This is a genomic window from Agromyces bauzanensis (assembly GCF_014645655.1).
Lineage (GTDB): Bacteria > Actinomycetota > Actinomycetes > Actinomycetales > Microbacteriaceae > Agromyces > Agromyces bauzanensis.
Genome location: NZ_BMMD01000014.1, coordinates 80,977 through 104,781, shown reverse-complemented (window position 1 = coordinate 104,781; position 23,805 = coordinate 80,977). Strand labels below are relative to the sequence as shown.

Below are 23,805 nucleotides of genomic sequence, written 5' to 3'. Positions count from 1 at the left end.
TGGCACCGAACCCGAATACTCAGTGGCGCTCAACGACAAGATCGCGTCGACGAGCAAGTGGCGCTCAACCGCGATACCCATGGCGCTCAGAGAAGCGAATATTCACTGGAACTCGAGCCAGGGGCTGTTGAGCACCAGCGCGGCGGCCCGCCCCGGGTTGCGAACGCACCAGAGGCTCAGCGTCAGCCCGCCGGTCGAGTGCCCCATGAGGATCAGCGGGCGCCGGCCGCCTGCGCCTGCCCCCGCGGCATCCGCTCGCCCTTGGCCGATCGCGGCGAGGGCCGCCTCGATGTCGGCGTCGTAGTCGGCGAGATTGGTGACGTATCCGGGCGTCTGCCCCGGCCGCAGGCTGCGCCCGTACTTGCGCAGGTCGAGCGCGTAGAACCGCGCGCCGGCGCCGGCCCAGAACCGGGCGATCTCGGGGTTGAAGAAGTAGTCGCTCCACCCGTGCACATAAAGCACGTCGGTTCCGGATGCCGCGCCGCGATCGCCCTCCCACAGCCGCGCGAACCACGACGCCGCCTTGGGCCGGTACCGCACGAGCGTCGCAACGAGCTCACCCTCCTCGTCGGTCCCGAGCGGAAGCGTGAGCTGCTCGAACCCCTCGCCGAGCACGTCGGGGTGCCAGCTTTCGGCATGATCCACTGTGGACCTCCCTTCCGGGCCGGCCTGGGCATGAGACACATGCCGGCGCGCTCGCCTCACTGGCTCAATGCAATCAGTTCATGAATGCATTGACTGCTCCAAGGACGGCCGGCGTCATTACGACGATGAACAACACCGGGAGCAAGCAGAAGACAAGCGGGAAGACTATCTTGACGGTCACCTTCATTGCCTGCTCTTCAGCCCGTTGGCGCCGCTTGATCCGAAGTTCAGACGCCTGCACTCTGAGAACGTCCGCAATTGCGACGCCGTAAGCGTCGGCTTGGGTGATCGCTCGCACGAATCGCCTGAGACTCTCGCTGTTCGTACGCCGTTCCATCTCCAAGTAAGCGTCACGGCGCGTCCTACCGATGCTCATGTCCTGCAGTGTTCGGATCATCTCCTCCGCGAGAGGACCCTTTCCATTGCGCGCCGCCTTCGCCATCGCGGCGTCGAATCCGAGGCCGGCTTCGACTGCAATGGTCATCTGGTCGAGTGTGTCCGGCAACTCGAGCTGAATCTTGTCTTGCCGGGTGTGTGCGCGGCTGTTGATCATGACATCGGGGAGGAAGAAGGCGGCCACTACGACGAGCCCCGCGAGGATGAATCTGACTGGATGAGGGTCGGCTGCGACGAAGAGGACACTCAGCAAGCTGAATCCCACCGCCAGCACAACCTTCCACGTGAAGATCGAGGTAATGGTCCAGCCTTGTGGGCGACCCGCGAACACGATCTGCCGGTCGAGCCATCCCAGGTAACCCTTTGGCGCTGCTGCGACGAGAGATTCGCTGAATCTGGACCGCTGGACGGGGCCGACGCCATCTTCGGCGCCCAGTGATTCTGTCGCGGGCACGTTCCTTGGGCGCACCAAGAGGAAGACGATGGCAGCAATGCCGAGGGCCGTGACGACAGCCGCGCCGTATGCGATCAACGTTGCGGGCCCCATCAGAACTTCACCCGCACCGTGAGCATCATCCAGATCGAACCCACGATCAACAGTACGACCGCAACGATCATCGCGATGATTCCGAACGGGCTGGAGAAGAGGGGCAAGAAGTACGTCGGCTGGAAGATCAGCAGGAAGAGAAACACCGCGATCGGGAGCAGGATGAGGATCACCCCGGAGAGTCGGCCCTCAGCACTCAAGGCGCGGACTTGACGTTTGATCTGGCTTCGCTCCCGGATGGTAGCGCCGACATGGTCGAGGACCTCTGCGAGGTTGCCACCGGTCTCCCGGTTGATCGCGATCGCCTGCGCGACCCACTCGAAGTCGGCACTCTGCATCCGCTGGGCAGTAACAGCAAGCGAATCGGAGAGATCGCGGCCTAGCCGGGTCTCGTTGACGACTCGCGCCAGTTCCTCCGACGTCGGGGCATCAGCTTCCCTCGAGACTGAATCGATCGCTCGGGTCAGCGCGTGTCCCGCTCTCAACGCGCCGGCAATGAGTTGCACGGTGTCGTCAAGTTGATCAGCGAATTTAGCTCGCCGCCTCGACGTCCTGACGATCAGCAGAACCTTCGCCCCTATAGGAGCGAGAAAAGCGAAGAGCAGCGCGAGCCAGATCGACGTGCCGTTCGTCAAGCCGAGAATTGCCCCAACGAGCGCGAGAAGCGATGCAGCAGAAGCCACCATGATCAGGAACCCGGAGGGCTGGGACTTGATTCCGGCGAGTTCCAGCTCAGCCTCTCCGAATATTCTCCGGTCACGACCTGACAGTGCGGAGTCGATGGCGGATGTCGTTCGCTCAGTCACTTTCGTCAGCGTCGACACGTGCTCGACACCCGGGGCGCGTCGTCGATCGGCCGCGACGCGAGGCGGCGGCGGCGGAGCGATTACGAAGAACACCAGCACCAGACCCGCGAGCAGCGCTGTGGTGATGCCCAACACCATGACCAGTGGGTTCATCGAATCTCGCCGAGCATCTCGCCATATCCGACGTGGAAGACGGACATCGGGAGATCGATACCGTGCTCAGCGATTCGCTCCGCAAACCGCGGTCGAACCCCTGTTGCCACAGCGGAGCCCCTGAGGCGCCCGTGCTCGTCGAAGCCGGCCGAATGGTCGAATGCGAACGCATCCTGCAGGGTGACGATGTCACCCTCCATTCCGTGCACCTCGGTCACGTGAGTGATCCGCCGGATGCCGTCCTTGTGTCGATTGATCTGCACGATGACGTCGATGGCGGACGATATCTGCTCGCGGATGGCCCGGAGGGGCAGATCCATCCCCGCCATCAGCACAAGCGTCTCCATACGCGAGATCGCGTCGCGAGGGGAATTCGCATGGATCGTGGAGATCGAACCCTCGTGTCCCGTATTCATGGCCTGCAGCATGTCCAAGCTCTCGGAACCTCGCACCTCACCGATGACAATACGGTCGGGTCGCATTCGAAGCGAGTTGCGAACCAGGTCACGGATGGTGATCTCTCCGCGGCCTTCGATATTAGGCGGACGTGACTCCAGCCGGACCACGTGGTCCTGCTGGAGCTGAAGTTCCACAGCGTCCTCGATCGTGATGATCCGCTCTTCCTGCGGAATAAACGCTGACAACACGTTGAGCAGTGTCGTCTTTCCCGTTCCGGTACCACCTGACACCAAGATGTTGAGCTTCGAGCGCACTGCCGCATCGAGGACGGTGGCGACTTCGCGGGTCATGGTGCCGAACGAGACCAGGTCTGAGACTGTGTACGGTGTGCCGGCGAACTTACGGATCGTCAGCGATGAACCGTTGACGGCGAGCGGCGGGATGATCGCGTTGACACGCGATCCGTCCTCCAGCCGAGCGTCAACGAGGGGTGAAGACTCGTCGATTCGGCGTCCCACTCTGGACACGATCCGCTCAATGACGCGTCGCAGCTGTGCCTCACCAGTGAAGCGCAGGGGTGACTCGGTCAGTCGACCGCGGCGTTCGACATAGATCTGGTCAAATCGGTTCACCATGATCTCGGTGATAGTCGGATCGTCCAGAAGGGGCTCGAGCGGTCCGTAGCCGAGAACGTCGGCGCCGATCTCGTCGATCAGGCGATTGCGCTCTGCGATTGAGAGGGCGAGTTGCTCACCGGCAACGATGTCCGTGAGTTCCGCCCGGGCGATCGTGTGCAGTTTCTCCTCTGTGAGGCTCGAGTCATTCAGCCGGGAGCCGATGCGAGCAAACAGCTCCACCGCTGCACGCTCCTTCAAGCCAGCGAGCGGATCAATCGTGGTCGGCGGCTCCACCGCGAAGGGGGTGGTCTCCGCCGGATCTATGACTCGACTCTCGGGCTCGCTCGGAACCCAAGCCGCGTTGTCCGGCTGAGCGATTGCCGCCGTATGGGGTAGCAGACCGGATTCCGCGTCCGGTGCGGTTTCGAAGGGGTTCCTCGGGTTACGCTTCGCCTCGAGTCGATCATTCAGCCTCACGTGAGCGCCTCCTCTTATGTATCTTGTTGCGGGTCGCAAGCGCCTCGGGAGCAATTCGCACCACGAGTGCGCGGATCGCCTTCGCAGCGGGGTCGCGGACGTCATCGTGTATCAACGGCACTCCCCGATTGCTCGCCAGTAAGACCGCCGATGACCGAGGGATATCGAAATCGACGGGCGTGCCGAGGATCGCCTCGGCATCCTTCAGTGTGATGCCGCTCAGTCGATCGGTGAAGTTCACCACAACGTGCCGGTTCGCCGGGAGGAGTCCAATACGTTCAAGCAGTTCAAACTCGGTGCGAAGTGCGCGAAGACTCGGCACTCCCATATTGGTCACGAACACCGCGTCCGTTGTCTGCTCGATCACCGCGAGTGTGTGCTCACCCAGACCCGGCGTCGTATCGACCACCACGTAACGGAACGAGTCCCGCAGTCTTTGGATGAGTTCAGAAAGAGCCTGCGCGGCTATCCCATCGCCGAGCTCAGGCGACGGCGCGCTCGCAACGACATAGAAGCCATCGGGGTGATGGGTGAGCGTTGTCTTCAAGATGAGCTCATCCGCCGACGAAGGGTCGGCCGCATCTACGATGGTGCCTTCAGGATGCAGATCGAGAGCTGTAGTGATATCCCCAAACTGAAGATCAGCATCGATGAGCACGACGGAGTTCGGTGCCACCTCAGCCAGGCCCGTGGCGATATTGATCGCGAGGGTTGTCTTTCCCTGACCGCCCTTAGGGGCGATAACCGCAATCGCCTCTGTCACGGCTCCGGGGGTCAGCGCTGGCGGGAATACCCACGCGGGGCTCGGCTCGACTTGAGTCAGCTGATCGAACCCGGGGTACCCGTCGCTTAGGATCGCTGGCGCGTCATTGCTTTGATCGACCGCCAGAGCGTCGACGACGGCCGGGGCTGACTCATCGACCAATTCGGCCGGCGCCTCGAAGTCCTTTTCTTCTGCCTTTCCGTTTGAGATGAGCCAAGAAGCAAGCCGATCGAGCAACTGCAGGGTGATGTCATCCGGTGCGCTTGGACTCAAGACTGCGTGGAGCGCGAGTTCGTCTACCCAATCCTCGAGATCGGATCGCTGCTCACGGACGACGATGACACCGATGTCCGGGTATCTCGCATTCAGTCCCTCAACGAGAGCGCGTGTCTCCTCGTAGTTCAGAACCGGTCCGAGGAGGGCGATACGAGGGGTACCCGTGACCCGGTCGAGCACGGCCTCCGGCCCGAACGTCAGAAACTCTCCGGTGATCACGCTCGCTTGAGCCCCGAGCATGTCCCGTACGCGGGATTCATACTCGGTCGAGCGGCTGATGAGGAGGTACGAACTCACTCGTAGATGTTGCTTCCACTGGCAGGGGATGAGCCGCCCACGTCGGTCGCTTCATTCTGAAGTGTGAGCCAGACTCCAGCATTCCCCTCGGCGGCCCAAGCCCACTTCTCGATGTCGTGAGTACTGAGCGCGACGGTGACCATCAACTGATTCGCAGTCGTCGACTCGTTCTCGTCTTCACCGGTTGTGATCGAAGTACCAGCCTGAACCTTGGTGACGAGAACCCCGTTGAGTGCGAAACGAGCTTGCGAATCACCAGCCGCCCCATCACCCGCAGGAGGGGCATACGTCATAACGACTCCGACCCGGCTGCCGGGGACCACCGCGCCCCCGACAACGCGATCGACCGTGAGGGTGAAGGTCGCCTCTTGCATTCCCGCCGGTACGGGCACTTCTCCTTGCGCTGCGAGTGCCGCTGGGTCGATGAAGCGGTCTTCGAGGAGCTGCTCGCCGGGCAAGAGATCGGCCTCAGTGACGAGGCCATTGAGATCGGCCAGGTTGGTGACATTCCCTTCAGCAACCGTACGCTCAGGGACCGAGTCGACTCGGACGAACTCTTCGATCGATTCTCCCGCCGCTCCTCTGGGTATCAGCTCATCGACGATATATACGTCGACGAGTTCTGCCCCTTCAGCGGCACGGGCATCCGCGCCCTGAACGTAGTTGATGAGCACGAACGCGCCCACAACGGCCAATACCAGGGCAACGACTGCTCCGATGATTCGGGTCTTCATGAACTACTTTCTTCCTCGTTCTTCAGTACGTCAGCTTGGCGACGACCGGCAGACCAGGAAGGGACGGGTCGCCACCCAGCCCACCAAGCACATCTTCTACACTGACCCAGTCCGTGAAGTAGCCGCGAATACCGCTGCAGCTCGGGGCTCCTGTCTCCTTCTTGCAGTTCTCCGGCGGCGATGCGCTCCAACTCGGGAACTCCCAGCCCGTGATGATGAATGAGGCGAATCCGACCAAATGGAACTGGCCATCGACAGCGGTCCCCTTCTCCCCGATCGAATCGTAAACAGGGATCAAAATGGGCGTCGCCGACTGCTGCAGCTCGATGAATCGGGCCTCCAAGCAGCCCGCGCCGAGAGGGGACTTGCCGGGGTCGGCCACAACCCAAGCCTCCGGAGGCTCGATCGCCGTCAGCGTCACGTCGGCGGTGCAATCCCCGGAGGTAAGCCATCCAAAGAACGAGGGAAAAGTGGAGTCCTCGCAGTCGCTTGCCTTACGCGCGTCGACGTCGTTTCGGATCCAGATCTCTTCGCCAATACCCTCGGGGCCGGACGGCATGAAGTCGTCGAACTTGCACAGCGGGAATGCAAGGGGGAGAGTATCCGCGCCGAGTGGAACACCCCACTCTGCGGTCGCGCTTGCCACTACAACTGATGCCTCGGTGAATCCAACCGCGGCCGCGAACGGGTGCCTCAACCCGCCGCCCTCATTCGAGGCATCGTTCGTCGTCGTCGTGACGGTCACGATGTTGTCGTTGATGTCGAGGGCGAACGTGTTGTTTGAGACGTCGTCGTTCGAGTTGAGATTAGCGAAGCCATCAGCCGTTGCTGCCGCTTGCGCCGTGCACGAGAACTCGCTGACAGCGCACTCCTTCGCAATGGCAAGCGCCGCGCCGTCGGCGCCGTTCTGCAATTGCGCCTTCTCCGCGTAGAGCGCACCTACGTCCACTGCAATCGCCGTGCCTCCGAGTAGCGGGATAGCCAGGAGAGCGACGATCACAGCGCTCGCGCCCCGCTCGCTGCTCATTCGAGTGATTAGCCGCCGCATGGCATTACCGCCCTGCCTTCGAGGTCGAAAGATGTCAATCCGGGCCCGCCGGGCCCGTCGAGGAAGCCGAACACGCTCTCCGGCTGAATCACGACAACAGTCACGCTCCGCTCAGCAGCGGCCGCGGCGTCGCACGTCATCACGGGCGGCTCCACGACCACCGTGTCGAGGTTCAACCCGGGCGCGCCGGGGTTCGCGCCGCTGCCATCGCCAAGGATTCTCAACTCCGCTGCATCAGGATCGCCGGAGATCGCGACCGCGCGGGCAGCGTCACGCGCGGCGTTCGATAGCGACAACTGCACCATGTAGATGCGGCCGTATTCGAGAATGCCAAAGACGAGCAGAATGAGCGGCAGCAGTACGAGTGCAAACTCGACTGCTGCCGCTCCCCGCTCCCCACTGGTTGTCCGGGAACTCACCTGAGTCTCGTACTACCGAATCCGGGAAACCCCAATCAGTCCGGGGGGGCGATGCCAGCGCCGGTGAGGCCGTCGTTGATGGTGTCGAACGCGCCAGCGAGAAGCGGGCCGAGGATCAGCACGACCGCGATGATCACTGCCGCGATGAGAGCAACGAGGAGGCCGTACTCGACGGCGGTTGCGCCTTCTTCGTCATTTCGGAGGGCGTTCAGCTTCGCGATGAAGCGTGTATATGCCTTGAGCATTGAGGTTCCTTCGGGTTTGAGGAAGTAATCCGGGTAGCTGTTGGACACCGCCGCATAAGCGAGCAGTCCCACGAACCTATAGGGGGACAGATGCATTTACATATGCCCCACTTCGGGGGATCCCTCGCAATGGGGGTACAGGGGGCACATGGTCGTTACGATTCCGCAACATCCGGTCTGCTAGAGTCCCCCGCCGCCCACGAACAGAACCGCCGCAAGCGCCCCGATGAGCATCGACGGCCCGAACGGGATCGACCCCCGAAGGGTGACACGGCGCAGCGCCAGGGCCACCAGGGCGATGACCCCGCCGACCACGAACGCGGCGAGCAGCCCGACGAGCCAGGCGCTGAGTCCGAACCAGCCGAGCACGAGCCCGACGAGGGCGGCGAGCTTCACGTCGCCCATCCCCATCGACGACGGCGAGATCAGCGCGAGCACGAAGTAGACCACGAACATCGCGAGCCCGCCGCCGAGCCCCCAGAGCAGCGCGATCCACTCCCCCGTCGCGAGCGCCGCCACCACGAGCAGCAGCGCCACCGCGACGAGCGTCGGCGCGATCACCTTGTTGGGCAGCCGCTTCTCGGCGTAGTCGACGATCGAGAGCACCACGGATGCCGCGGCGAACACGAGCAGGGCCGGCAGCACCCAGTCCACGCCGAACCGCCAAGCGAGCAGCCCGAAGGCGGCGGCCGCGGACCCGGCGGACCAGAGCCGCACGGTGCGCTGCGGCATCCGCTCGCCTGCCTCGGTGATGAGCGAACGACGCACCCATGCCGCAAGCGGCCACCAGCCGAGCGCCGCCCCCACGACGACCGCGAGCGCGACGAGCAGGGCGGGGGCGAACGGCATGATGTGCAGCGTATCGGCAGCCGGGGCAGGCAGGACGCCGATTGCGCGGCGGAGGATCGACGCGCCCCGATTCGCTCCCCTGCGGTCGCCGCTTGCCGGCGGCCCGGCGCGTTCCGCCAGACTGAGCGTCTGACTGAGCTCCTGGCGGTCTCGACGAGCGCAGGACCCGTGGAGATCGCGCACTTGCCCGGGGAGCGACCGCCGGTGCTGTTCTTCCCCGGCGGTCATTGCTCGGCCCGGAGCGACTGCGGGTGGAGCCTCTACACTGAGTCGGGACACGGGGTCGTCGCCTTCTCGCGGCCGGGTTACGGGCGGCACGCGGGTCGGCCCGCTCGGCGCAGCGGAGTTCGCGCCGTTGGTTCGCGAGGTGTGCGAGCAGCTCGACATCACGGAGATCGCCGCCGCGGTCGGCGTGTCGTTCGGCGGCCTGCAGGCGGTGCACGTCGCCGAGGATCGGGAGCAGGGCGTGCCGCGCCTCATGCTGCACAGCTGTGCGCCCTCCACGTTGCCGTATCCCGACACCCGCGCGGAGGCCATCGTCGGCCCCGTCGTGTTCTCTCCGCTGCTGCAGGGTCTCGTGTGGCGACTCGTGCGGCGCATGGTCGGCTCGGACGCGGGGCTGCGACGCATGATGGCGCGGCTCTCGAGGCTTCCCGTCGACGACTGGTGGGGGCAGCTGAGCGCCGCCGACCGGGACGAGGCGCGTGCGCTGTTCCAGTCGATGGGCTCTGATTCCGGGTTCGCCATCGATCTGCGTCAGGGGCGGGCTCGGGATGCCGCGGCGCGACGGGATGCGCTCTCGAAGGTCCCGTGCCCGACGCTCGTCACGGGGTCGCCGCACGATCGCGGCGTCTCCTACGCACACGCGGAGGATCTCGCTGCGGTCATTCCCGACGCCGTGCTCGTCGAGCTCGATTCGGCGAGCCACCTCTTCTGGATCGGGGCGGGCAGGGCGCGGGTGGGCTTGATCGTCGGGGCGTTCATCGACGAGTGAGCGTCGGGCTGCGGGGTGAGTCGTCGGGACGGCGTCGGCCGCGCGGACTGGGCGCTGCGGCATCCGCTCGGCTTGCATCGAGTGCCGCGACATTCGGTGCGCTGCGGCATCCGCTCGGCTTGCATCGAGCGCCGCGGCGACTCTCGGTGCGCGGCCCGCCTGGTGGGTGAGACCGCTTGATTCGCGAACGTAACTTCGATACTGCTCACCGTCGGTGCCTCCTTGGGTTCGAACGAATGTCGGAGGGTGATGCGACCATGGAACCATGACGACGCAGGCCATGCCAGAGACCGAACCGCCGTGCGCGCTGCTCGCCGCGCTCAGCGGCGACGGCCCGCTCGGCCAGGTCGGCGAGGGGCTTCGCGCACTCGTCGCGGTCTGGTTCGGTGGGGCGGATGCCGCGGCGTCGGCCGAGTTCCGATCGGATGCCGCGGCCGAGCCACCCGCGGGAAACGTCGGTGGCACCGACACCACGACCGCCGACACCATGACCGATGACCAGTTGGTCGCTGCAGTCAGGTCGATCGCCCGGCTCGAGCGATCGATCGAGTCGCTGAAACTTCAGTGCACGTCGGCGATCGCACGACGGTCGACGGGCGACTCGCGCCACGAGGGGCTCGCAGGACGACACGGCTATCCGACGCCCGAGCGGTTCATCGCCGCGACCACCGGGGCGAGCACAGCCGACGCCCACAAGCTCGTCGCCGTCGCCGCTGCAACGACCATGCCCGAATCGTTCGGCACGACACCCCGCGGCCCCCGCTACGCGCACGTTGCCGCGGCGATCGCGGCGGGTTCGCTCTCGGTGCAGGTCGCGCACCTCATCACCGGGTTCCTCGATTCGGTGCGGTTCACGACCGACCCCGAGGGGTTGGAGCGCACCGAGCAGGTGCTGCTCGACCGCGCCGAAGCCGTCAGCGTCGACGGGCTGCATCGCTACTTCAAGCTCCTCAGGGCGCAACTCGACCGCAACGGAGTGCAGGCGCGTGAAGAAGAGCTCCATGCGCAACGGTCCCTGCGCATCTGGGAGGACCACCGCGGGCTCATCCACTTGCGCGGATGCTTCGATCCGGCCTCGGCAGCACCGATCAAGCTCGCGGTCGAGACACTCGTCTCCGCCGACCTCCACGCCGCGCGCGACGCGAAGAGCCGGTTCGCGGCCCGCGCGGCTGAGGCGGCGCTGCGATCGGATGTCGCAGTGCGACCTGCAGCGGCCGGCGCGGTAGACCGAGCACTCGTCGACCACCGCACGATCGAGCAGATGGCCGCAGACGCCCTCGCCGACATCGCGCGGCTCGCGGCCGCTGCCTCCGATGCCCCGCCCGCGCTCGCGTCCGCTTCCGTCGTCGTCCGCATCGACCACGACGACCTCATGAACGCCATCGGATTCGCCACCATCGACGACTTCGGCCAGCCGATCTCGGCGGCCACCGCCCGCGCGATCGCCGCCGCCTCCGGCGTCATCCCGATGGTCTGCGCCAGTGACGGCGAAGTGCTCGACCTCGGTCGTCGACGACGCCTCTTCACCAAAGCCCAGCGCATCGCCCTCGCGGAGCGAGACGGCGGATGCGCCCATCCCGACTGTGCTCGCCCGGTAGCGCATACGCAGGCACACCACATCCGCTGGTGGGACGCCCACGACGGTCCGAGCGATCTCGCGAACGGCGTCTTGCTGTGCGCTTTTCATCACTGGGCCATCCACCACGACGGGTGGCAGATCCTCAATCGCGACGGCCGCCTCTGGTTCGTGCCACCCGCCCACCTCGATCCCGAGCAGCGGCCGCGACCGGGCCGCCGTGCGACGCGCCTCGAACTCAGGGCCGCGTGACACAGGGTCGCCTGACACAGGGCTGCCTGACTCTGGCCAAGGTGGCGTGATCCCGCACGCGCGACCACCCTTCGTCCGGCGTGCCTGCGTCTCGGTGTCCCGACGTCTCGGTGCGCTTGTTTCGCTCCCCTACTCGACCATCGGGAGCGGGCGCTCGTTACTCGACTACTGGATGCACGCGACTCGAGCTCTTGCAGATCACCGCTGCAGTCGGCGCCGCATCCGGGCAGGTGGTGTCTCTGCAGGGCACCGAGATCGGCGCCGCTTCGCCGGGCGAGAGCGTGGCGCGGTCGCGGGTGGAGTCGTACCTCGCTGTCGCCCGCTGGCGGTCTGTCACCGAGAACGCCATCGCAGATCTCGGACTCGACACGACTCCGGAGGCGCTCGACACGCGCATATCCGTCGCGAACCCTCGGGACACATCGACCATCAAGATCAGCGCGACGGCGGACACGCCTGAGGGTGCCCGTGACCTGGCCGTGGCGTGGCTCCGGGCCATGATCGTCACGATCGACTACGCCGAGAGCGACGGCACCGAGGGCTCCGCAGCCGTGACGGTCGTCGCGGGGACTCGCACGCGCTTCCGACGACCTCGTCGTTCGCCGACATCCCGACGGCAATGCTCGTCGGCGGCATGCTCGGGCTCGGCCTGGGCATCGTGTTCGTCCGCGCCGGCCTCCGACGTGGGCCCTGATCGCGGGGTCTCGATACGCTCGCTTCGCTCGCTACTCGACCACCGGGCGTGAGGCGGCTACGCCTCGCCGCGCGAGATCGTGACCATCTCGTCGCGGGGCACGACCTTGATGCGCTTGCGGCCCTCGGCCGACCCGAGGGCCTGCTCGTGCTCGTCGAGGCGGTGCCAGCCGTCGAGATCGGTCCACTCGATGCCGCGCGTCTCGAGCATCTCGATCACCGACTCCTCCGAGGGCGACTCGGGTCGCCACCAGTTGCCGAGGTCGTTGATGACGTGCTTGATGGTCTCCATCGCGTCGGACTTGGTGTGGCCGATGAGGCCCACCGGTCCGCGCTTGATCCAGCCCGTCGCGTAGACACCGTACATCTGGCGGGCGTCGCCGCTCTCCTTGTCGCGGGTGAGCACCTGGCCCTCGTGGTTCGGGATGGTCCCGAACTCCTTGTCGAACGGTACGCCGGGCAGCGGCGAACCGAAGTATCCGACGGCGCGGTACACGGCCTGCGCGGGCAGTTCGCGGATCTCACCGGTGCCGACCACGCCGCCCTCGCCGTCGGGTGCGGTGCGCTCCCAGCGGATGGCGCCGACGTGGCCGTGGCCGTCGTCGACGATCTCGAGCGGCTTGGCGAAGAAGTGCAGGTGCAGGCGCCGACTGGCCTCGCCAACCGACCGCTGCCGCCACTGCTGCAGCACCTTGTCGATGACGAAGACCTGCTTGTTGCCCGAGACCGCAGCCTTCGCGGCCTCGTCGTAGTCGAAGTCCTCGTCGTAGAGGATCATGTCGACGTCGCGCAACTCGCCGAGTTCGCGCAGTTCGAGGGGGGTGAACTTGACGGATGTCGGGCCGCGACGTCCGAAGACGTGCACGTCGGTGACGGGCGACTGCTCGAGCGCGTCGTAGACGTTCTGCGGGATCTCGGTGGGCAGCAGGTCGTCGGCGTGCTTCGCGAGCATGCGCGACACGTCGAGCGCCACGTTGCCGTTGCCGATGACCGCCACCTCCCTCGCGTCGAGGGGCCAGTCGCGCGGGTAGTCGGGGTGCCCGTCGTACCAGCTCACGAAGTCGGCCGCGCCGTAGGAGCCCTCGAGGCCGACGCCGGGCAGGTTGAGCGACGCGTCGCGCACGGCGCCCGTGGCGAAGATCACCGCGTTGTAGTGCTTCTTCAGGTCGGCGAGCGTGATGTCGGTGCCGAAGCGCACGTTGCCGAAGATGCGGATGTCGCCACGGTCGAGCACCTCGCGGAGCGCCGTGATGATGCCCTTGATGCGGGGGTGGTCGGGGGCGACGCCGTAGCGCACCAGCCCGTAGGGCGCGGGGAGCTGATCGAACAGGTCGATCGAGACGTCGAAGTTGCGTTCGGCCTTCAACAGGATGTCTGCGGCGTAGATACCGGCGGGGCCGGCGCCGACGATCGCGAGTCGCAGTCTGTTCCTCGTCACGTGCGTGGTCTCTCCATCAACTCTGTCGCTCCACGATCGTCTCGGCGAATCGTGTGAGCGCCTTCTTCACGCTGCCCTCGGGCAGTGGGGCGAGCGCCGCGACGGCGTCGCGCGCCCAACGGTGGGCCTCGGCGAGCGTAGCGCGTGTGGCTTCGTGTTCCCGCAACTCGGCCACGATCGCGTCGACCGTCGCGCGCGACGGCACGATCCGCGAGGCGAGCGTGTTCGTGTCGAGCGGGTCGCCGATGTCCGGCGGCGTGACGACGATGACGTCGCGGCGGATCCGTGCGAGCAGGTCTGCGGACGCGGCATCCGTCTTCGCGAGCTCGGCGAGCCGGAGCAACGGGAGGGTGACGACCCCGGCGCGCAGGTCGGTGCCGGGGACCTTGCCGGTCTCCTCGGGCTGCGGCGACAGGTCGATGACGTCGTCGATGAGTTGGAAGGCCACGCCGATCTTCTCGCCGAACTCGACGATGGGTTCCTCGAAGCCAGGGTCGGCACCCGAGAATACGACGCCCGACTGGGCGGCCGATGCGATGAGCGATCCGGTCTTGTCGGAGAGCACCTGGATGTAGTGGGCGATCGGGTCGTCGCCCTCGGCCGGGCCTACCGTCTCGTGCAGCTGACCGAGCACGAGGCGCTCGAACGTATTGGCCTGCAGGCTGATGGCCCGCTCGCCGAGGCTCGCCATGAGCTGGCTGGCGCGGGCGAACAGCAGGTCGCCGGTGAGGATGGCGACCGAGTTGCCCCACACGGTCTGCGCGCTCGGCACGCCGCGACGACGCTCGGAGTCGTCCATGACGTCATCGTGGTAGAGCGAGCCCAGGTGCGTGATCTCGATCGCCTCCGCCGCCGTGACCACGTCGTCGGTCACGCCCGCGCCGAGTTGGGCAGTCAGCAGCGTCAGCATCGGCCGCACGCGCTTGCCGCCTGCCTCGAGGAGGTACCTCGTCGAGACATCCGCGATCGAATCGGCGAAGCTCACCTCGCGCATCAGTCCCGCCTCGACCCGTTCGATACCGGCGTCGATCGCCTTCGCCATCGCCCTGTCGGCGGTCGAGGCGAAGAGGCGTTCGCTCACGCCGAGGTTCGCGGCGAGCGCGGAGCCGCGACGGGCGACCGGGTGGCTCGGTTTCACACCCTCCAGCCTACCGGTGCCGCCATTCCACGATCCGCTGGTTGCGGAGCTCCTCAACCCGCGACGGGCTTGCGCCCGCGGTGCAGGGCCACGACGCCCATCGTGAGGTTGCGCCACTCGACGTCGACCCAGCCGGCCTCGCGCAGCCACGCGGCGAGCGTGCGCTGGTCGGGCCACGCCTCGATCGACTCGTTGAGGTACTCGTAGGCGGTGTCGTTCGAGCTCGAGAGCCGCACGAGCGGCGGCATGACGTAGCGCTGGTACGCGTGGTACCCGGCGCGCACGAACCCCACCGGCGGGTGCGAGAACTCGCACACCACGAGCCGCCCGCCGGGCTTGGTCACGCGGAAGAACTCGGCGAGCGCCTTCTTGGGCTCGTTCACGTTGCGCAGGCCGAACGAGACGGTGACGGCGTCGAATTCCCCGTCGCCGAACGGCAGCTTCGTGGCATCCGCCTCGACGAAGACCATGTTCGGCACGCCCGACTGCCGGCGGCGGCCGACCTCGATCATGCCCGGTGAGAAGTCGGCGGCGACGACGGATGCCCCGGACTTCGCGAGGCTGGCGCTCGAGGTGCCGGTGCCCGCCGCGACGTCGAGGATCCGCTCCCCCGGCTTCGGCGCGACCGCCCGGGTGGTGGCCACGCGCCAGAGCGGTGCGTTGCCCACGGAGAGCACGTTGTTGGTGCGGTCGTAGCGGGCGGCGACCCGGTCGAACATGGCCGACACCTGGCTCGGATCCTTGCCGTGGTCTGCGCGCGTCATCCTCCGAGTGTACGGTCGGATGCCGCGGCCGAAGCGGATCGGACCGACCACCTCCTGGCGTTCGACGGTGCCGTCCAACATATCCGCATGTTGTCGGATATGCTTGAGCATATGCGCACAACGGTGATCCTTCCCGACGAGCTGTACCGGCAGGTGAAGGACCGCGCCCGCGCGGACAGCGCGACGTTCACCTCCTTCCTCGAGACAGCGCTGCGGCGGGAGCTCGCCCGGCGTGATCGGCGATCGTCGGATCCGGTCGAGGTGCATCTCGCGCCCGCTACCGGCAGCGGCGGAGTCCGGCCCGGTGTCGACATCACCAGCAATGCGTCGCTGCTCGACCTGATGGACGAGGGCCTGCCGATCGAGAAGCTCCGTTGACGTGAGGATTCCAGACGTCAACGTCCTCGTCGGGGCGTTCCGCGCCGATGCCGCAGGCCATGCCGAGCTTCGGCAGTGGCTGCTGCGCACGCTGAGCGACGGCGAGCCGCTCGGCCTCACGCCCCCCGTCAGCGCGGGTGTGGTGCGCGTCCTGACCCATGCACGCATCTTCAACACACCCGATACCTTGGCCGACGCGCTGGCGCACCTCGAGGCGCTCCGGGGCAACCCCGCCGTCGTCGAGGTCGGGCCCGGCCCCCGGCACTGGGACAGCTTCTCGCGCCTCTGCCGCGAGGCCGACGCGCGAGGCAACCTGGTTGCGGATGCCGCACATGCGGCGATCGCGATCGAGCACGATGCGACCTGGGTCACGCTCGACCGCGACTTCGCGCGCTTCCCGGGCCTGCGCTGGGAGGTGCCGCAGGTCTCGCGATGACCTTCGCAACCTCCGCGATCATGCCCTTCGGGTTGTCTGCATGGGAATGAAACCGTGGCCCCATCCGTTGACTGATGGCAACGACTACGCGGGCCCACCGCCCGCCGAGGAGGAACCATGCAGGCCATCTGGAACGGTGCGGTGATCGCAGAGTCCGACGAGACGATCGTCGTCGAGGGCAACCACTACTTCCCGCGCGAGTCGATCGACGAGCGCTACTTCGTCCCCAGCGAGAACCACACCGTGTGCCACTGGAAGGGCACGGCCAGCTACTTCCACGTCGAGGTCGACGGCGCGCGCAACCCGAACGCCGCCTGGCACTACCCGACGCCCTCGATCGCCGCCCACGAGATCGCCGGGTACGTCGCGTTCTGGCACGGCGTCGAGGTGCGGGAGCGACTCGCGGCCTGACGGTGCGGGTTTCGAGACGCCGCTTCGCGGCTCCTCAACCCACTCCGGGGCGGTCGTAGGCTGGTTCGGTGAACCACACGGATGCCTCGGCGTCGCACACCGCTCGCACGCGGCTCGTCGTGCGCACCGAACCGGTCGACGAGCTCGCGCCCCTCATCCCGCGCGCCGACCCGCGGCAACCGCTGCTCTGGATGCGGCGCGGCGAGGGCGTCGTGGGCCTCGGCGAGGCGATCCGCATCGAGACGAGCGGGCGGACTCGCATCGAGGACGCCGCGGCCGCCTGGCGGTCGCTCGCCGCGGACGCCGACGTCGACGACCGCGTGGGCCTGCCCGGCACGGGACTCGTGGCGTTCGGCGCGTTCGCGTTCGCCGACGATTCCGCCGCGACGAGCGTGCTGGTGGTGCCCGAGCTCGTGCTCGGCCGCCGCGAGGGGCGGGCGTGGGTGACGCGTATCGCGCTCGCGTCGGGCGACGAGGGGGCAGCGGAGGCCGCGGCATCCGTCGCCCTCGAGATCCCCGAGCCGTCGCCCAAGCGCCGGGTGCCGCGCGTGACGTTCACGCCGGGCGCCGTGCCGCCCGAGGCATACGAGGCGGCCGTGGCCGAGGCCGTGCGCCGGATCGACGCCGGCGAGCTCCAGAAGGTCGTGCTCGCCCGGCAGCTCGTGGGCGAACTGCACGAGGAGGACGGCCTGCGCGCGGTCATCAACCGACTTGCCGAGGACTACCCCGACACCTGGGTGTTCGCGGTCGACGGACTCATCGGCGCGAGCCCCGAGACGCTCGTGCGCGTCGACCACGGCACCGTCTCGTCGCGCGTACTCGCGGGCACGACGTCGCGGGGTGCGGGCGAGGCATCCGACCGCGAACGGGCCGCCGCGCTGGCGTCGTCGGCGAAGGACCTGGCCGAGCACGCCTTGGCCGTGTCGAGCGCCGTGAACCGGCTCGCGCCGCACACCGCACGGCTCGACGCGAGCCCCGAGCCGTTCACCCTGCAACTTCCAAACCTGTGGCACCTCGCCACCGACCTCAAGGGCACGCTCGGCGACGGGTCGAGCTCGCTCGACCTCGTGCAGGCGGTTCACCCGACCGCCGCCGTGGCCGGCACCCCCCGCCGCGTGGCCCTGCGCACGCTCGCCGAGCTCGAGGGATTCGACCGCGGGCGCTATGCCGGACCGGTCGGCTGGATCGACGGCGACGGTGACGGCGAATGGGCCATCGCGCTGCGGTGCGCGCAGGTCGACGCCGACGGCACGGTGGCGGCATATGCCGGATGCGGCATCGTGCATGATTCGGTGCCCGCCGACGAGCTGGCCGAGTCGACCATCAAGTTCAGGCCGATCGTCGAGGCGTTCGAGGCATCGCCGCCCTCACCGCGGGTCGAGTAGCGCGCGACTCCGCGGGTTGAGGAGGCGCGCCAGCCTCCGCGGCCGGCGGCGTCCTCAGCTCGCCTGGAGCCGTGCCTTCTCGGCCTCGACGTCGAAGGCGGCCATCGGCCAGTCGAGCCGCATCGCTTCGAGCGCCTCGATGAGCAGGTGTTGCACGGCGAGCCGTGCGTACCACTTGCGGTCGGCGGGGATCACGTACCACGGCGAGTGCGGCGTGGTCGTGCGCTCGAAGACGGCCTGGTATGCCTCGCGGTACATGGGCGCGAGCAGCCGCTCGTCGATGTCGCCGGGGTTGAACTTCCAGTGCTTGTCGGGCCGCTCGAGGCGGTCAAGCAGGCGTTCCTTCTGCTCGTCCATCGAGATGTGCAGCATGACCTTGATGATGGTGGTTCCGGATGAAGCGAGCTCGGCCTCGAACTCGTTGATCGCGTCGTAGCGACGCTCGATCTCCTCGGGCGACGCGAGCTCGCGCACCTTGCCGATGAGCACGTCCTCGTAGTGCGAACGGTCGAAGACGCCGATCATGCCCGCATCGGGCACGCGCTTGCGGATGCGCCAGAGGAAGTCCCGTGCGAGTTCCTCCTCCGTGGGCTTCTTGAACGTCGCGAGCTGCACGCCCTGCGGGTCGACGGCGCCCATCACGTGCTTGACGATCCCGCCCTTGCCTGCGGTGTCCATGGCCTGCAACACGAGGAGGACGCGCCGCGGATCGTCGCCCATCTGGTTGCCCGCGAACAGCTTCTCCTGCAATTCTGCGAGGATGACGGCGCCTTCGGCGAGTGAGGTCTCGGCAGCGGCCTTGTCACCCTCGAAGCCGGGAGTGCTCCGCGTGTCGACATCGGCGAGCGTGAACCCCTGCCGTACCCGCAGCACCTCCGACGGATCCGTCGCCCAGTATGTCTCGAGACCCACGGTGCCCCCCTCCTCGCGGACCCGCCGCGTGGTCGCGGCGGCGCTCACCGCTCCCCCATCCTGTCCGAACGCCCCCGCCCCGCGTCAATGCCGCGCGGATCGGTGGTCGAGCGGCGTATTGGGCCTGGCCCGTGATCTCGATACGCTTGCTGCGCCCGCTACTCGACCACCGGGTGTCAGCGGGCGAGCGCGACCTCGACGATCGTCGGCCCTGTGACAGCGGTGCCCAGCGCCTCGTCGAGCTCGCCCCGCGTCGCGGCGCGTGCACAGCCCCAGCCGTAGGCCTGCGCGAGTGCGGCGAAGTCCACGTGCTGCGGCGTGAACTGCACCCGATCGAAGGCCTCGGGCGACGCAGAGCCCGCGACCTCGAGCGCGTCGAAGATCGTGCCGCCGCCGTCGTTGCCCACGATGACCTGGATCCTCGGCCGCGCCTCGCCGTCACCGATGAGGAGCGACCCGATGTCGTGGAGCAGCGTGAGGTCGCCGACCAGGGCGCGGGTGACGCCGGCGCGCGCCGGGTTCGCGGGCGCCGGGGCATCCGCCGCCGCCTGCACCGCACCCTCCGCCGCGCCGTGCTCGCCGGGAGCGGGCGACTGGCTTGCGATCGCGATGCCGAGCGCCGTGGCGATGGTGCCGTCGATGCCCGCGAGGCCGCGATTCGCGTGCGCAGTGATGCGCCGGCCGGGCACGGCGCGGTCGGCGTCGCGGATGAGCCTGGACGCGCCGAACACGAGCCGGTCGTGCGGCCACGTCGCCGCCCACACCGCGTCGACGAGCATGCGGCGGTTCACCGGGGCACGCACGGCCGCGAGCTGGGCGCGCAGGTACTCGCGCTGCGCGGCGAAGTCGGAGACGTGTCCGGTCTCGTCGACTCCGCTGTGCACGGATGCCGCGGGCGGAAGCCCCGCGGCCACGAGCGCCCGGCTCGCGTGCACCCAGCGGCCGACCCAGGCACGTTCCTCGGCCGTCTGCGGGTGCCGGTCGGTGTGCACCGCGCGCTCGAAGCGGCGGACGCGGCGCCCGGGATTGAACCACTCGATGCCCGACGGTGCCACGACGATGGTCTCCACGTCGTCGCGCTGCACGAGCGCGGGAACCTCACGCGAGAGCGTCGGATGCCCGAATACGACGACGCGCTCGACGAGGTCGCCGAAGCCGGGCTCGCGCAAGAGCTCCCGGTAGGCCACCACGAGGTTGGGCCCGAAGTGGGCGCCGCTCGTGACCTCGGCGATGAGCGGCCAGCCGCCGTCGCGTGCGAACTCCTCTGCGGCCGGGCCGGCGCCAGCGCCCGCGACGACGACCGTGCGCGGGCCGGGCTCGATGAGTGCCGCCGCGGAGTGCACAGCCCCCGCGGATCGAGGAGCGCCCGGCGCAGCCGGACGCGTCTCGAGCTCCGTCGCCACCGGCGAGCCGTCCAGCGTGATGACGGCCGACAGCGGCTCGCGGTACTGCAGGTTGAGGTGCACGGGACCGGGACCGGGCTGCGGCACGGCGTCGCCGGCGGCGTCGCGACCGAGTGCCGCGGCGACGGCGTCGCGGGCGAGGCGCGCCGCGGCATCCGTCTCTCCCGGATCGCCCTCGGGTGCGCCGATGTCGCGATCGAGCCGCAGCGCCCCCGCGAAGATGCCGGGTTGCATGGTGGTCTGGTTCGAGCGGATGCCCCGGAGCTCCGCCGGACGGTCGGCCGTGCACACGATCAGCGGCACACCCGAATGGTGCGCCTCGAGCACGGCGGGGTGCAGGTTGGCGACGGCGGTGCCGGACGTGGTCACCACGACCGCCGGCCGGCCGGACTCGACGGCCGTGCCGAGCGCGAGGAACGCCGCGCCCCGCTCGTCGATGCGCACGTGCAGGCGGATCGCGCCCACCCGCTCGAGCTCGGCCGCGGCGAGCGCGAGCGCCTGCGATCGCGAACCGGGTGCGACGACGACATCGCGCACGCCGGACTCGACGAAGGCGCGGAGGAGCGCCATCGCGGCGTCGCTCGCGGGGCTCCGTCGGGCGTCGGGCGCCGTTCGGGGCTCCGGATCAGCCATTCGGTCGTCCGGCCGGTCCCGTCTCGCCGGGGGCGTCGGGGGCGTCGGGGCGCTTGCGCTCCTCGCCCTTGCTCGTACCGGCGGCGTCGCCGAACCGCGGCTCCTCGTCGGCGTCGAGCTCGGCGAGCTCCTGCTCCATGCGACGGATTCGCTCGTCCTGCGCGGCATCCTCTCGAAGGTGGCGCAGGAACTGCGCATCGTCGTCTGGGGCGACCGTGCGGCTGCCCCACGATCCGACCCGGTCGATGCGGCCGCGGCCGATGAGGAACCAGAGCACGCCGCCGATGATCGGAACGAACAGGATGACGACGATCCACCAGCCGCGACGCAGGCCACGGATGCGCGTGCGGTCGAAGAACGCACAGTCGGCGACGGCGTAGATCGTGAAGATCACGGCGGCGACGCCGAGTCCGAAGAGCAGCCGGGCCATTGTCCCAGTCTAGGCGCGTCCGCCCGGTCCGCGGCTGTGAGAGTACTCAGGGGAAGCCGACCTACACTGTGAGGGTGAAGTCCGTGCCCGTCTGGATCTGGTACACCGCGTTGCGCATCCTGCTGTTCGCCGTGCCGCTCGCCGTGCTCCTCATCGCGGGCGTGAATCCGTGGGTGTCCGCCGCCGTCGCCGCCGCGTTCGGGTTCAGCGCGTCGCTCATCTTCCTGCGTCGCCAGCGCGAGTCGATCGCGAGCGACCTGTACGCTGCCCGCCACCGCGAGTCTCCGGCCGTGCACGTCGACGACGAGGTCGAGGATGCCGCGGTCGACGCGTCCGCTCCCGATCGCCGCGATACCCCCGCGGGTTGAGATCCGCCGGTCAGAGAGCGAACACGAGTCCCAGCCCGACCCCGTACGACAGGGCCGTGATGCTCGCGAGCTGGAGCGCGAGCAGCAGTTCGCGCGCGGACCTCGCCCAGAGCACGATGACGCAGGCCGGCACCGCGAGGAACAGCGCGAACAGCACGAGCAGTGCCGCCGGGTAGAGCAGCGCGAAGAACCCGGTGATCCCGAACGGCACGAGCATGAACACCGTGAACAGGATGCGCCCCGCGAGCGGCCCGACCAGCACGGCGAGCGTGCGCTTGCCGGCCGTCCGATCCTGGTCGACGTCGCGCAGGTTGTTGGCCATGAGCACGGCGCACGCGAGGAGCCCGACGCCGACGCCGCCGAGCCACGCCTCAGTGTTCACCGTGAGCGCCTGCACGTACGCCGACCCGGCGGTCGCCACGAGCCCGAAGAACACGAACACGAAGAGCTCGCCGAGGCCGTAGTACCCGTATGGCCGCCTGCCCCCCGTGTAGAACCAGGCGGCGACGATCGCCACGGCGCCGACGGCGAGCATCCACCACTGCCCGGTCACGATGGTGAGCGCGAGCCCGGCGATCGCGGCGAGCGCGAAGAAGCTCAGCGCGACCGCCAGCACGTGCCTCGGTTTCGCAGCGCCCGATCCGGTGAGCCGCGCCGGGCCGACGCGGTGGTCGTCGGTGCCGCGCACGCCGTCGGAGTAGTCGTTGGCGTAGTTCACCGCGATCTGCAGCGCGAGCGCGACGACGAGCGCGAGCAGCGCGCGAGCCGGATGCCACGGCCCGTCGGGGATGGCGACGACTCCCGCACCCGTGCCGAGCGCGACCGGCGCGATCGCGAGGGGCAGCGTGCGCAGTCGTGCGCCCGCCACCCAGTCGGCGGCGGTGGCGGGGCCACGCACGGCGGCCGGAGCGGCGGTGCGCCTGGCGGGGTTGCCCGACCTGCGGTGCGCGTGCGCGCGGACGTCGTCGGGGTTCATGCGCTGGGGTTTCGGACGTGCCACACCGACATGCTAGTCAGCCCGTCCGGGGCGGGCGAGTGGCCGGATCCCTCGAGCGGATGCTTCAGCGCACGATGGCCTCCGCCGCGGCCGCGTTCGCGTGGTCGGGCGATGTGCTCGTCGTCACCCGCGTCGCACAGGGGCTCTTCGCCGCCCTCATGGTGCCGCAGCTTCTCGCGTCCGCCCAGGCGCTCTTCACCCCGCGCGAGCGCGCCCCGATGTACGGCCTCATCGGTGGCGTGGCCAGCCTCGCCGCGGTCGCGGGTCCCGTGCTCGGCGGCTGGCTCGTCGACGCCGACCTCTGGGGTCTCGGGTGGCGCACGGTGTTCCTCATCAACATCCCGGTGGGCATCGTCTGGTAGCCCGTCGTCGCCGGCGCCGTGCTGCTGGTCGCGTTCGTCGCCTACGAGCGCCGGCGGATGCGGCGCGACGGCTCGGCGCTGCTGCCGATGCCGCTTTTCGCCGACCGCGGGTTCTCGGCGGGCATTGTCACGCAGGCCGCCTTCCAGGGCGCACTCAACGCGTTCACCCTGCCGTTCATCATCTACCTGCAGGCTGCGCTCGGGTTCGGCCTCAACCTGCTCGCCTTCAGCCTCGGCGCGCTCGTCGGCACGGGCGCGGTCATCCCGCTCGTCCCGCGCATCGGCAAGTATCTCGTGACGGCCGGCTCCGCGCTCCTCGCGGCGGGGGTGCTCTGGGTGTTCGCGATCCTCGGCGACGACTGGAGCCGCGAGCATGTGCTCGAGGCGTTGCAGGCGTCGGTGCCGGTGTCGGTCGCCGGGCTCGCGATCGCGGCCGTCGCGAGCCTGCTGCTCCCGAACCGCCACCAGGTGCAGGCGCACCTCGACGAGGCGCGGCGCCTGGCGGAGCTCGACGCCGAGGCGGATGCCGCGTCGGCCGCGACAGCCGCACCCGTCGGGTGACCC

The 23,805-nt window shown here is 68.3% G+C and carries 25 protein-coding genes and 1 pseudogene; 9 read left to right on the top strand and 17 right to left on the bottom strand.

The window, feature by feature from the left end; translation table 11 throughout:
- Positions 1-105: 105 nt before the first annotated feature.
- The 10 genes and pseudogenes from IEX31_RS12765 to IEX31_RS12720 form a co-directional block, all read right to left on the bottom strand.
- Positions 106-645: pseudogene (locus IEX31_RS12765) on the bottom strand (alpha/beta hydrolase); the annotation flags it as partial.
- A gap of 73 nt (positions 646-718) precedes the next feature.
- A complete protein-coding gene (locus tag IEX31_RS12760) occupies positions 719-1,588 on the bottom strand; it encodes a type II secretion system F family protein (RefSeq protein WP_188743803.1) in 870 nt (289 codons plus the stop codon).
- Positions 1,588-2,547: a type II secretion system F family protein gene (locus tag IEX31_RS12755; RefSeq protein ID WP_188743802.1), complete on the bottom strand. Its 960-nt coding sequence runs from the start codon at positions 2,545-2,547 to the stop codon at positions 1,588-1,590. The genes IEX31_RS12760 and IEX31_RS12755 overlap by 1 nt, the downstream gene beginning before the upstream one ends.
- Positions 2,544-4,040 (bottom strand): TadA family conjugal transfer-associated ATPase, encoded by a 1,497-nt coding sequence (locus IEX31_RS12750; protein ID WP_229662338.1) that lies wholly within the window; start codon positions 4,038-4,040, stop codon positions 2,544-2,546. The genes IEX31_RS12755 and IEX31_RS12750 overlap by 4 nt, the downstream gene beginning before the upstream one ends.
- Entirely contained in the window at positions 4,027-5,376 is a 1,350-nt protein-coding gene (locus IEX31_RS12745; RefSeq protein ID WP_188743800.1) for a CpaE/TadZ family protein, read from the bottom strand. Before IEX31_RS12745 ends, IEX31_RS12750 begins: the two co-directional genes overlap by 14 nt.
- On the bottom strand, positions 5,373-6,110 hold the full coding sequence (gene cpaB, locus IEX31_RS12740) for a Flp pilus assembly protein CpaB (protein WP_188743799.1): 738 nt from the start codon (positions 6,108-6,110) through the stop codon (positions 5,373-5,375). The genes IEX31_RS12745 and cpaB overlap by 4 nt, the downstream gene beginning before the upstream one ends.
- A gap of 22 nt (positions 6,111-6,132) precedes the next feature.
- Positions 6,133-7,137 (bottom strand): pilus assembly protein TadG-related protein, encoded by a 1,005-nt coding sequence (locus tag IEX31_RS12735; protein WP_188743798.1) that lies wholly within the window; start codon positions 7,135-7,137, stop codon positions 6,133-6,135.
- Between the two features lie 8 nt (positions 7,138-7,145).
- On the bottom strand, positions 7,146-7,577 hold the full coding sequence (locus IEX31_RS12730; RefSeq protein WP_188743797.1) for a TadE/TadG family type IV pilus assembly protein: 432 nt from the start codon (positions 7,575-7,577) through the stop codon (positions 7,146-7,148).
- A 35-nt stretch (positions 7,578-7,612) separates the two neighbouring features.
- Complete coding sequence (locus tag IEX31_RS12725) at positions 7,613-7,894, bottom strand: Flp family type IVb pilin (protein WP_229662337.1); 282 nt, start codon at positions 7,892-7,894, stop codon at positions 7,613-7,615.
- 108 nt (positions 7,895-8,002) lie between these two features.
- Positions 8,003-8,671 (bottom strand): prepilin peptidase, encoded by a 669-nt coding sequence (locus IEX31_RS12720; RefSeq protein WP_188743796.1) that lies wholly within the window; start codon positions 8,669-8,671, stop codon positions 8,003-8,005.
- 133 nt (positions 8,672-8,804) lie between these two features.
- On the opposite strand from IEX31_RS12720, the gene IEX31_RS12715 reads away from it, so the two are divergent.
- Together IEX31_RS12715 and IEX31_RS12710 are read left to right on the top strand one after the other, a co-directional pair.
- Positions 8,805-9,665 carry an alpha/beta fold hydrolase gene (locus tag IEX31_RS12715; protein WP_308423503.1) on the top strand — a complete coding sequence of 287 codons (861 nt, stop codon included), beginning with the start codon at positions 8,805-8,807 and terminating at the stop codon, positions 9,663-9,665.
- Positions 9,666-9,930: 265 nt separating this feature from the next.
- The gene (locus tag IEX31_RS12710) at positions 9,931-11,493 is read left to right on the top strand and encodes an HNH endonuclease (RefSeq protein ID WP_188743794.1); all 1,563 of its coding nucleotides are present in this window, start codon (positions 9,931-9,933) and stop codon (positions 11,491-11,493) included.
- A 751-nt stretch (positions 11,494-12,244) separates the two neighbouring features.
- Here the strand turns inward: IEX31_RS12710 and IEX31_RS12705 are convergent.
- From IEX31_RS12705 to IEX31_RS12695, 3 genes are read right to left on the bottom strand one after another with little or no spacing between them, the layout of a single operon-like run.
- Positions 12,245-13,624 carry an FAD-dependent oxidoreductase gene (locus tag IEX31_RS12705; RefSeq protein ID WP_188743793.1) on the bottom strand — a complete coding sequence of 460 codons (1,380 nt, stop codon included), beginning with the start codon at positions 13,622-13,624 and terminating at the stop codon, positions 12,245-12,247.
- 16 nt (positions 13,625-13,640) lie between these two features.
- Positions 13,641-14,762 (bottom strand): polyprenyl synthetase family protein, encoded by a 1,122-nt coding sequence (locus IEX31_RS12700; protein WP_229662336.1) that lies wholly within the window; start codon positions 14,760-14,762, stop codon positions 13,641-13,643.
- 53 nt (positions 14,763-14,815) lie between these two features.
- Positions 14,816-15,526, bottom strand: a complete 711-nt coding sequence (locus IEX31_RS12695; RefSeq protein ID WP_188743792.1) for a class I SAM-dependent methyltransferase — start codon at positions 15,524-15,526, stop codon at positions 14,816-14,818.
- A 123-nt stretch (positions 15,527-15,649) separates the two neighbouring features.
- On the opposite strand from IEX31_RS12695, the gene IEX31_RS12690 reads away from it, so the two are divergent.
- The 4 genes from IEX31_RS12690 to IEX31_RS12675 all read left to right on the top strand — a co-directional run bounded on the left by IEX31_RS12690 (position 15,650) and on the right by IEX31_RS12675 (position 18,136).
- Positions 15,650-15,904 (top strand): DUF2191 domain-containing protein, encoded by a 255-nt coding sequence (locus IEX31_RS12690; RefSeq protein WP_229662335.1) that lies wholly within the window; start codon positions 15,650-15,652, stop codon positions 15,902-15,904.
- Position 15,905: 1 nt separating this feature from the next.
- Positions 15,906-16,340 (top strand): type II toxin-antitoxin system VapC family toxin, encoded by a 435-nt coding sequence (locus IEX31_RS12685; protein WP_188743791.1) that lies wholly within the window; start codon positions 15,906-15,908, stop codon positions 16,338-16,340.
- Between the two features lie 117 nt (positions 16,341-16,457).
- Complete coding sequence (locus IEX31_RS12680) at positions 16,458-16,751, top strand: DUF427 domain-containing protein (protein ID WP_188743790.1); 294 nt, start codon at positions 16,458-16,460, stop codon at positions 16,749-16,751.
- Between the two features lie 68 nt (positions 16,752-16,819).
- The gene (locus IEX31_RS12675; RefSeq protein WP_229662334.1) at positions 16,820-18,136 is read left to right on the top strand and encodes an isochorismate synthase; all 1,317 of its coding nucleotides are present in this window, start codon (positions 16,820-16,822) and stop codon (positions 18,134-18,136) included.
- Between the two features lie 54 nt (positions 18,137-18,190).
- Here IEX31_RS12675 and IEX31_RS12670 read toward each other — a convergent pair whose 3' ends face one another.
- From IEX31_RS12670 to IEX31_RS12660, 3 genes are all read right to left on the bottom strand, one after another.
- Positions 18,191-19,048 (bottom strand): polyphosphate kinase 2 family protein, encoded by an 858-nt coding sequence (locus IEX31_RS12670; protein WP_229662339.1) that lies wholly within the window; start codon positions 19,046-19,048, stop codon positions 18,191-18,193.
- Between the two features lie 176 nt (positions 19,049-19,224).
- A complete protein-coding gene (gene menD / locus IEX31_RS12665; RefSeq protein WP_188743789.1) occupies positions 19,225-21,084 on the bottom strand; it encodes a 2-succinyl-5-enolpyruvyl-6-hydroxy-3-cyclohexene-1-carboxylic-acid synthase in 1,860 nt (619 codons plus the stop codon).
- The gene (locus IEX31_RS12660; protein ID WP_188743788.1) at positions 21,077-21,514 is read right to left on the bottom strand and encodes a PLD nuclease N-terminal domain-containing protein; all 438 of its coding nucleotides are present in this window, start codon (positions 21,512-21,514) and stop codon (positions 21,077-21,079) included. The genes menD and IEX31_RS12660 overlap by 8 nt, the downstream gene beginning before the upstream one ends.
- Positions 21,515-21,588: 74 nt before the next feature.
- Between IEX31_RS12660 and IEX31_RS12655 the strand changes: the two genes are divergently transcribed.
- Entirely contained in the window at positions 21,589-21,882 is a 294-nt protein-coding gene (locus IEX31_RS12655) for a DUF4229 domain-containing protein (protein ID WP_188743787.1), read from the top strand.
- A 10-nt stretch (positions 21,883-21,892) separates the two neighbouring features.
- Here IEX31_RS12655 and IEX31_RS12650 read toward each other — a convergent pair whose 3' ends face one another.
- Positions 21,893-22,858 (bottom strand): 1,4-dihydroxy-2-naphthoate polyprenyltransferase, encoded by a 966-nt coding sequence (locus IEX31_RS12650; protein ID WP_188743814.1) that lies wholly within the window; start codon positions 22,856-22,858, stop codon positions 21,893-21,895.
- Between the two features lie 80 nt (positions 22,859-22,938).
- Here IEX31_RS12650 and IEX31_RS12645 point away from each other — a divergent pair, with 80 nt between their 5' ends.
- Positions 22,939-23,241, top strand: coding sequence for an MFS transporter (locus IEX31_RS12645; protein ID WP_188743786.1), 303 nt, complete (start codon positions 22,939-22,941; stop codon positions 23,239-23,241).
- An 18-nt stretch (positions 23,242-23,259) separates the two neighbouring features.
- A complete protein-coding gene (locus IEX31_RS12640; protein WP_188743785.1) occupies positions 23,260-23,802 on the top strand; it encodes an MFS transporter in 543 nt (180 codons plus the stop codon).
- The last annotated feature ends 3 nt before the right edge of the window (positions 23,803-23,805 follow it).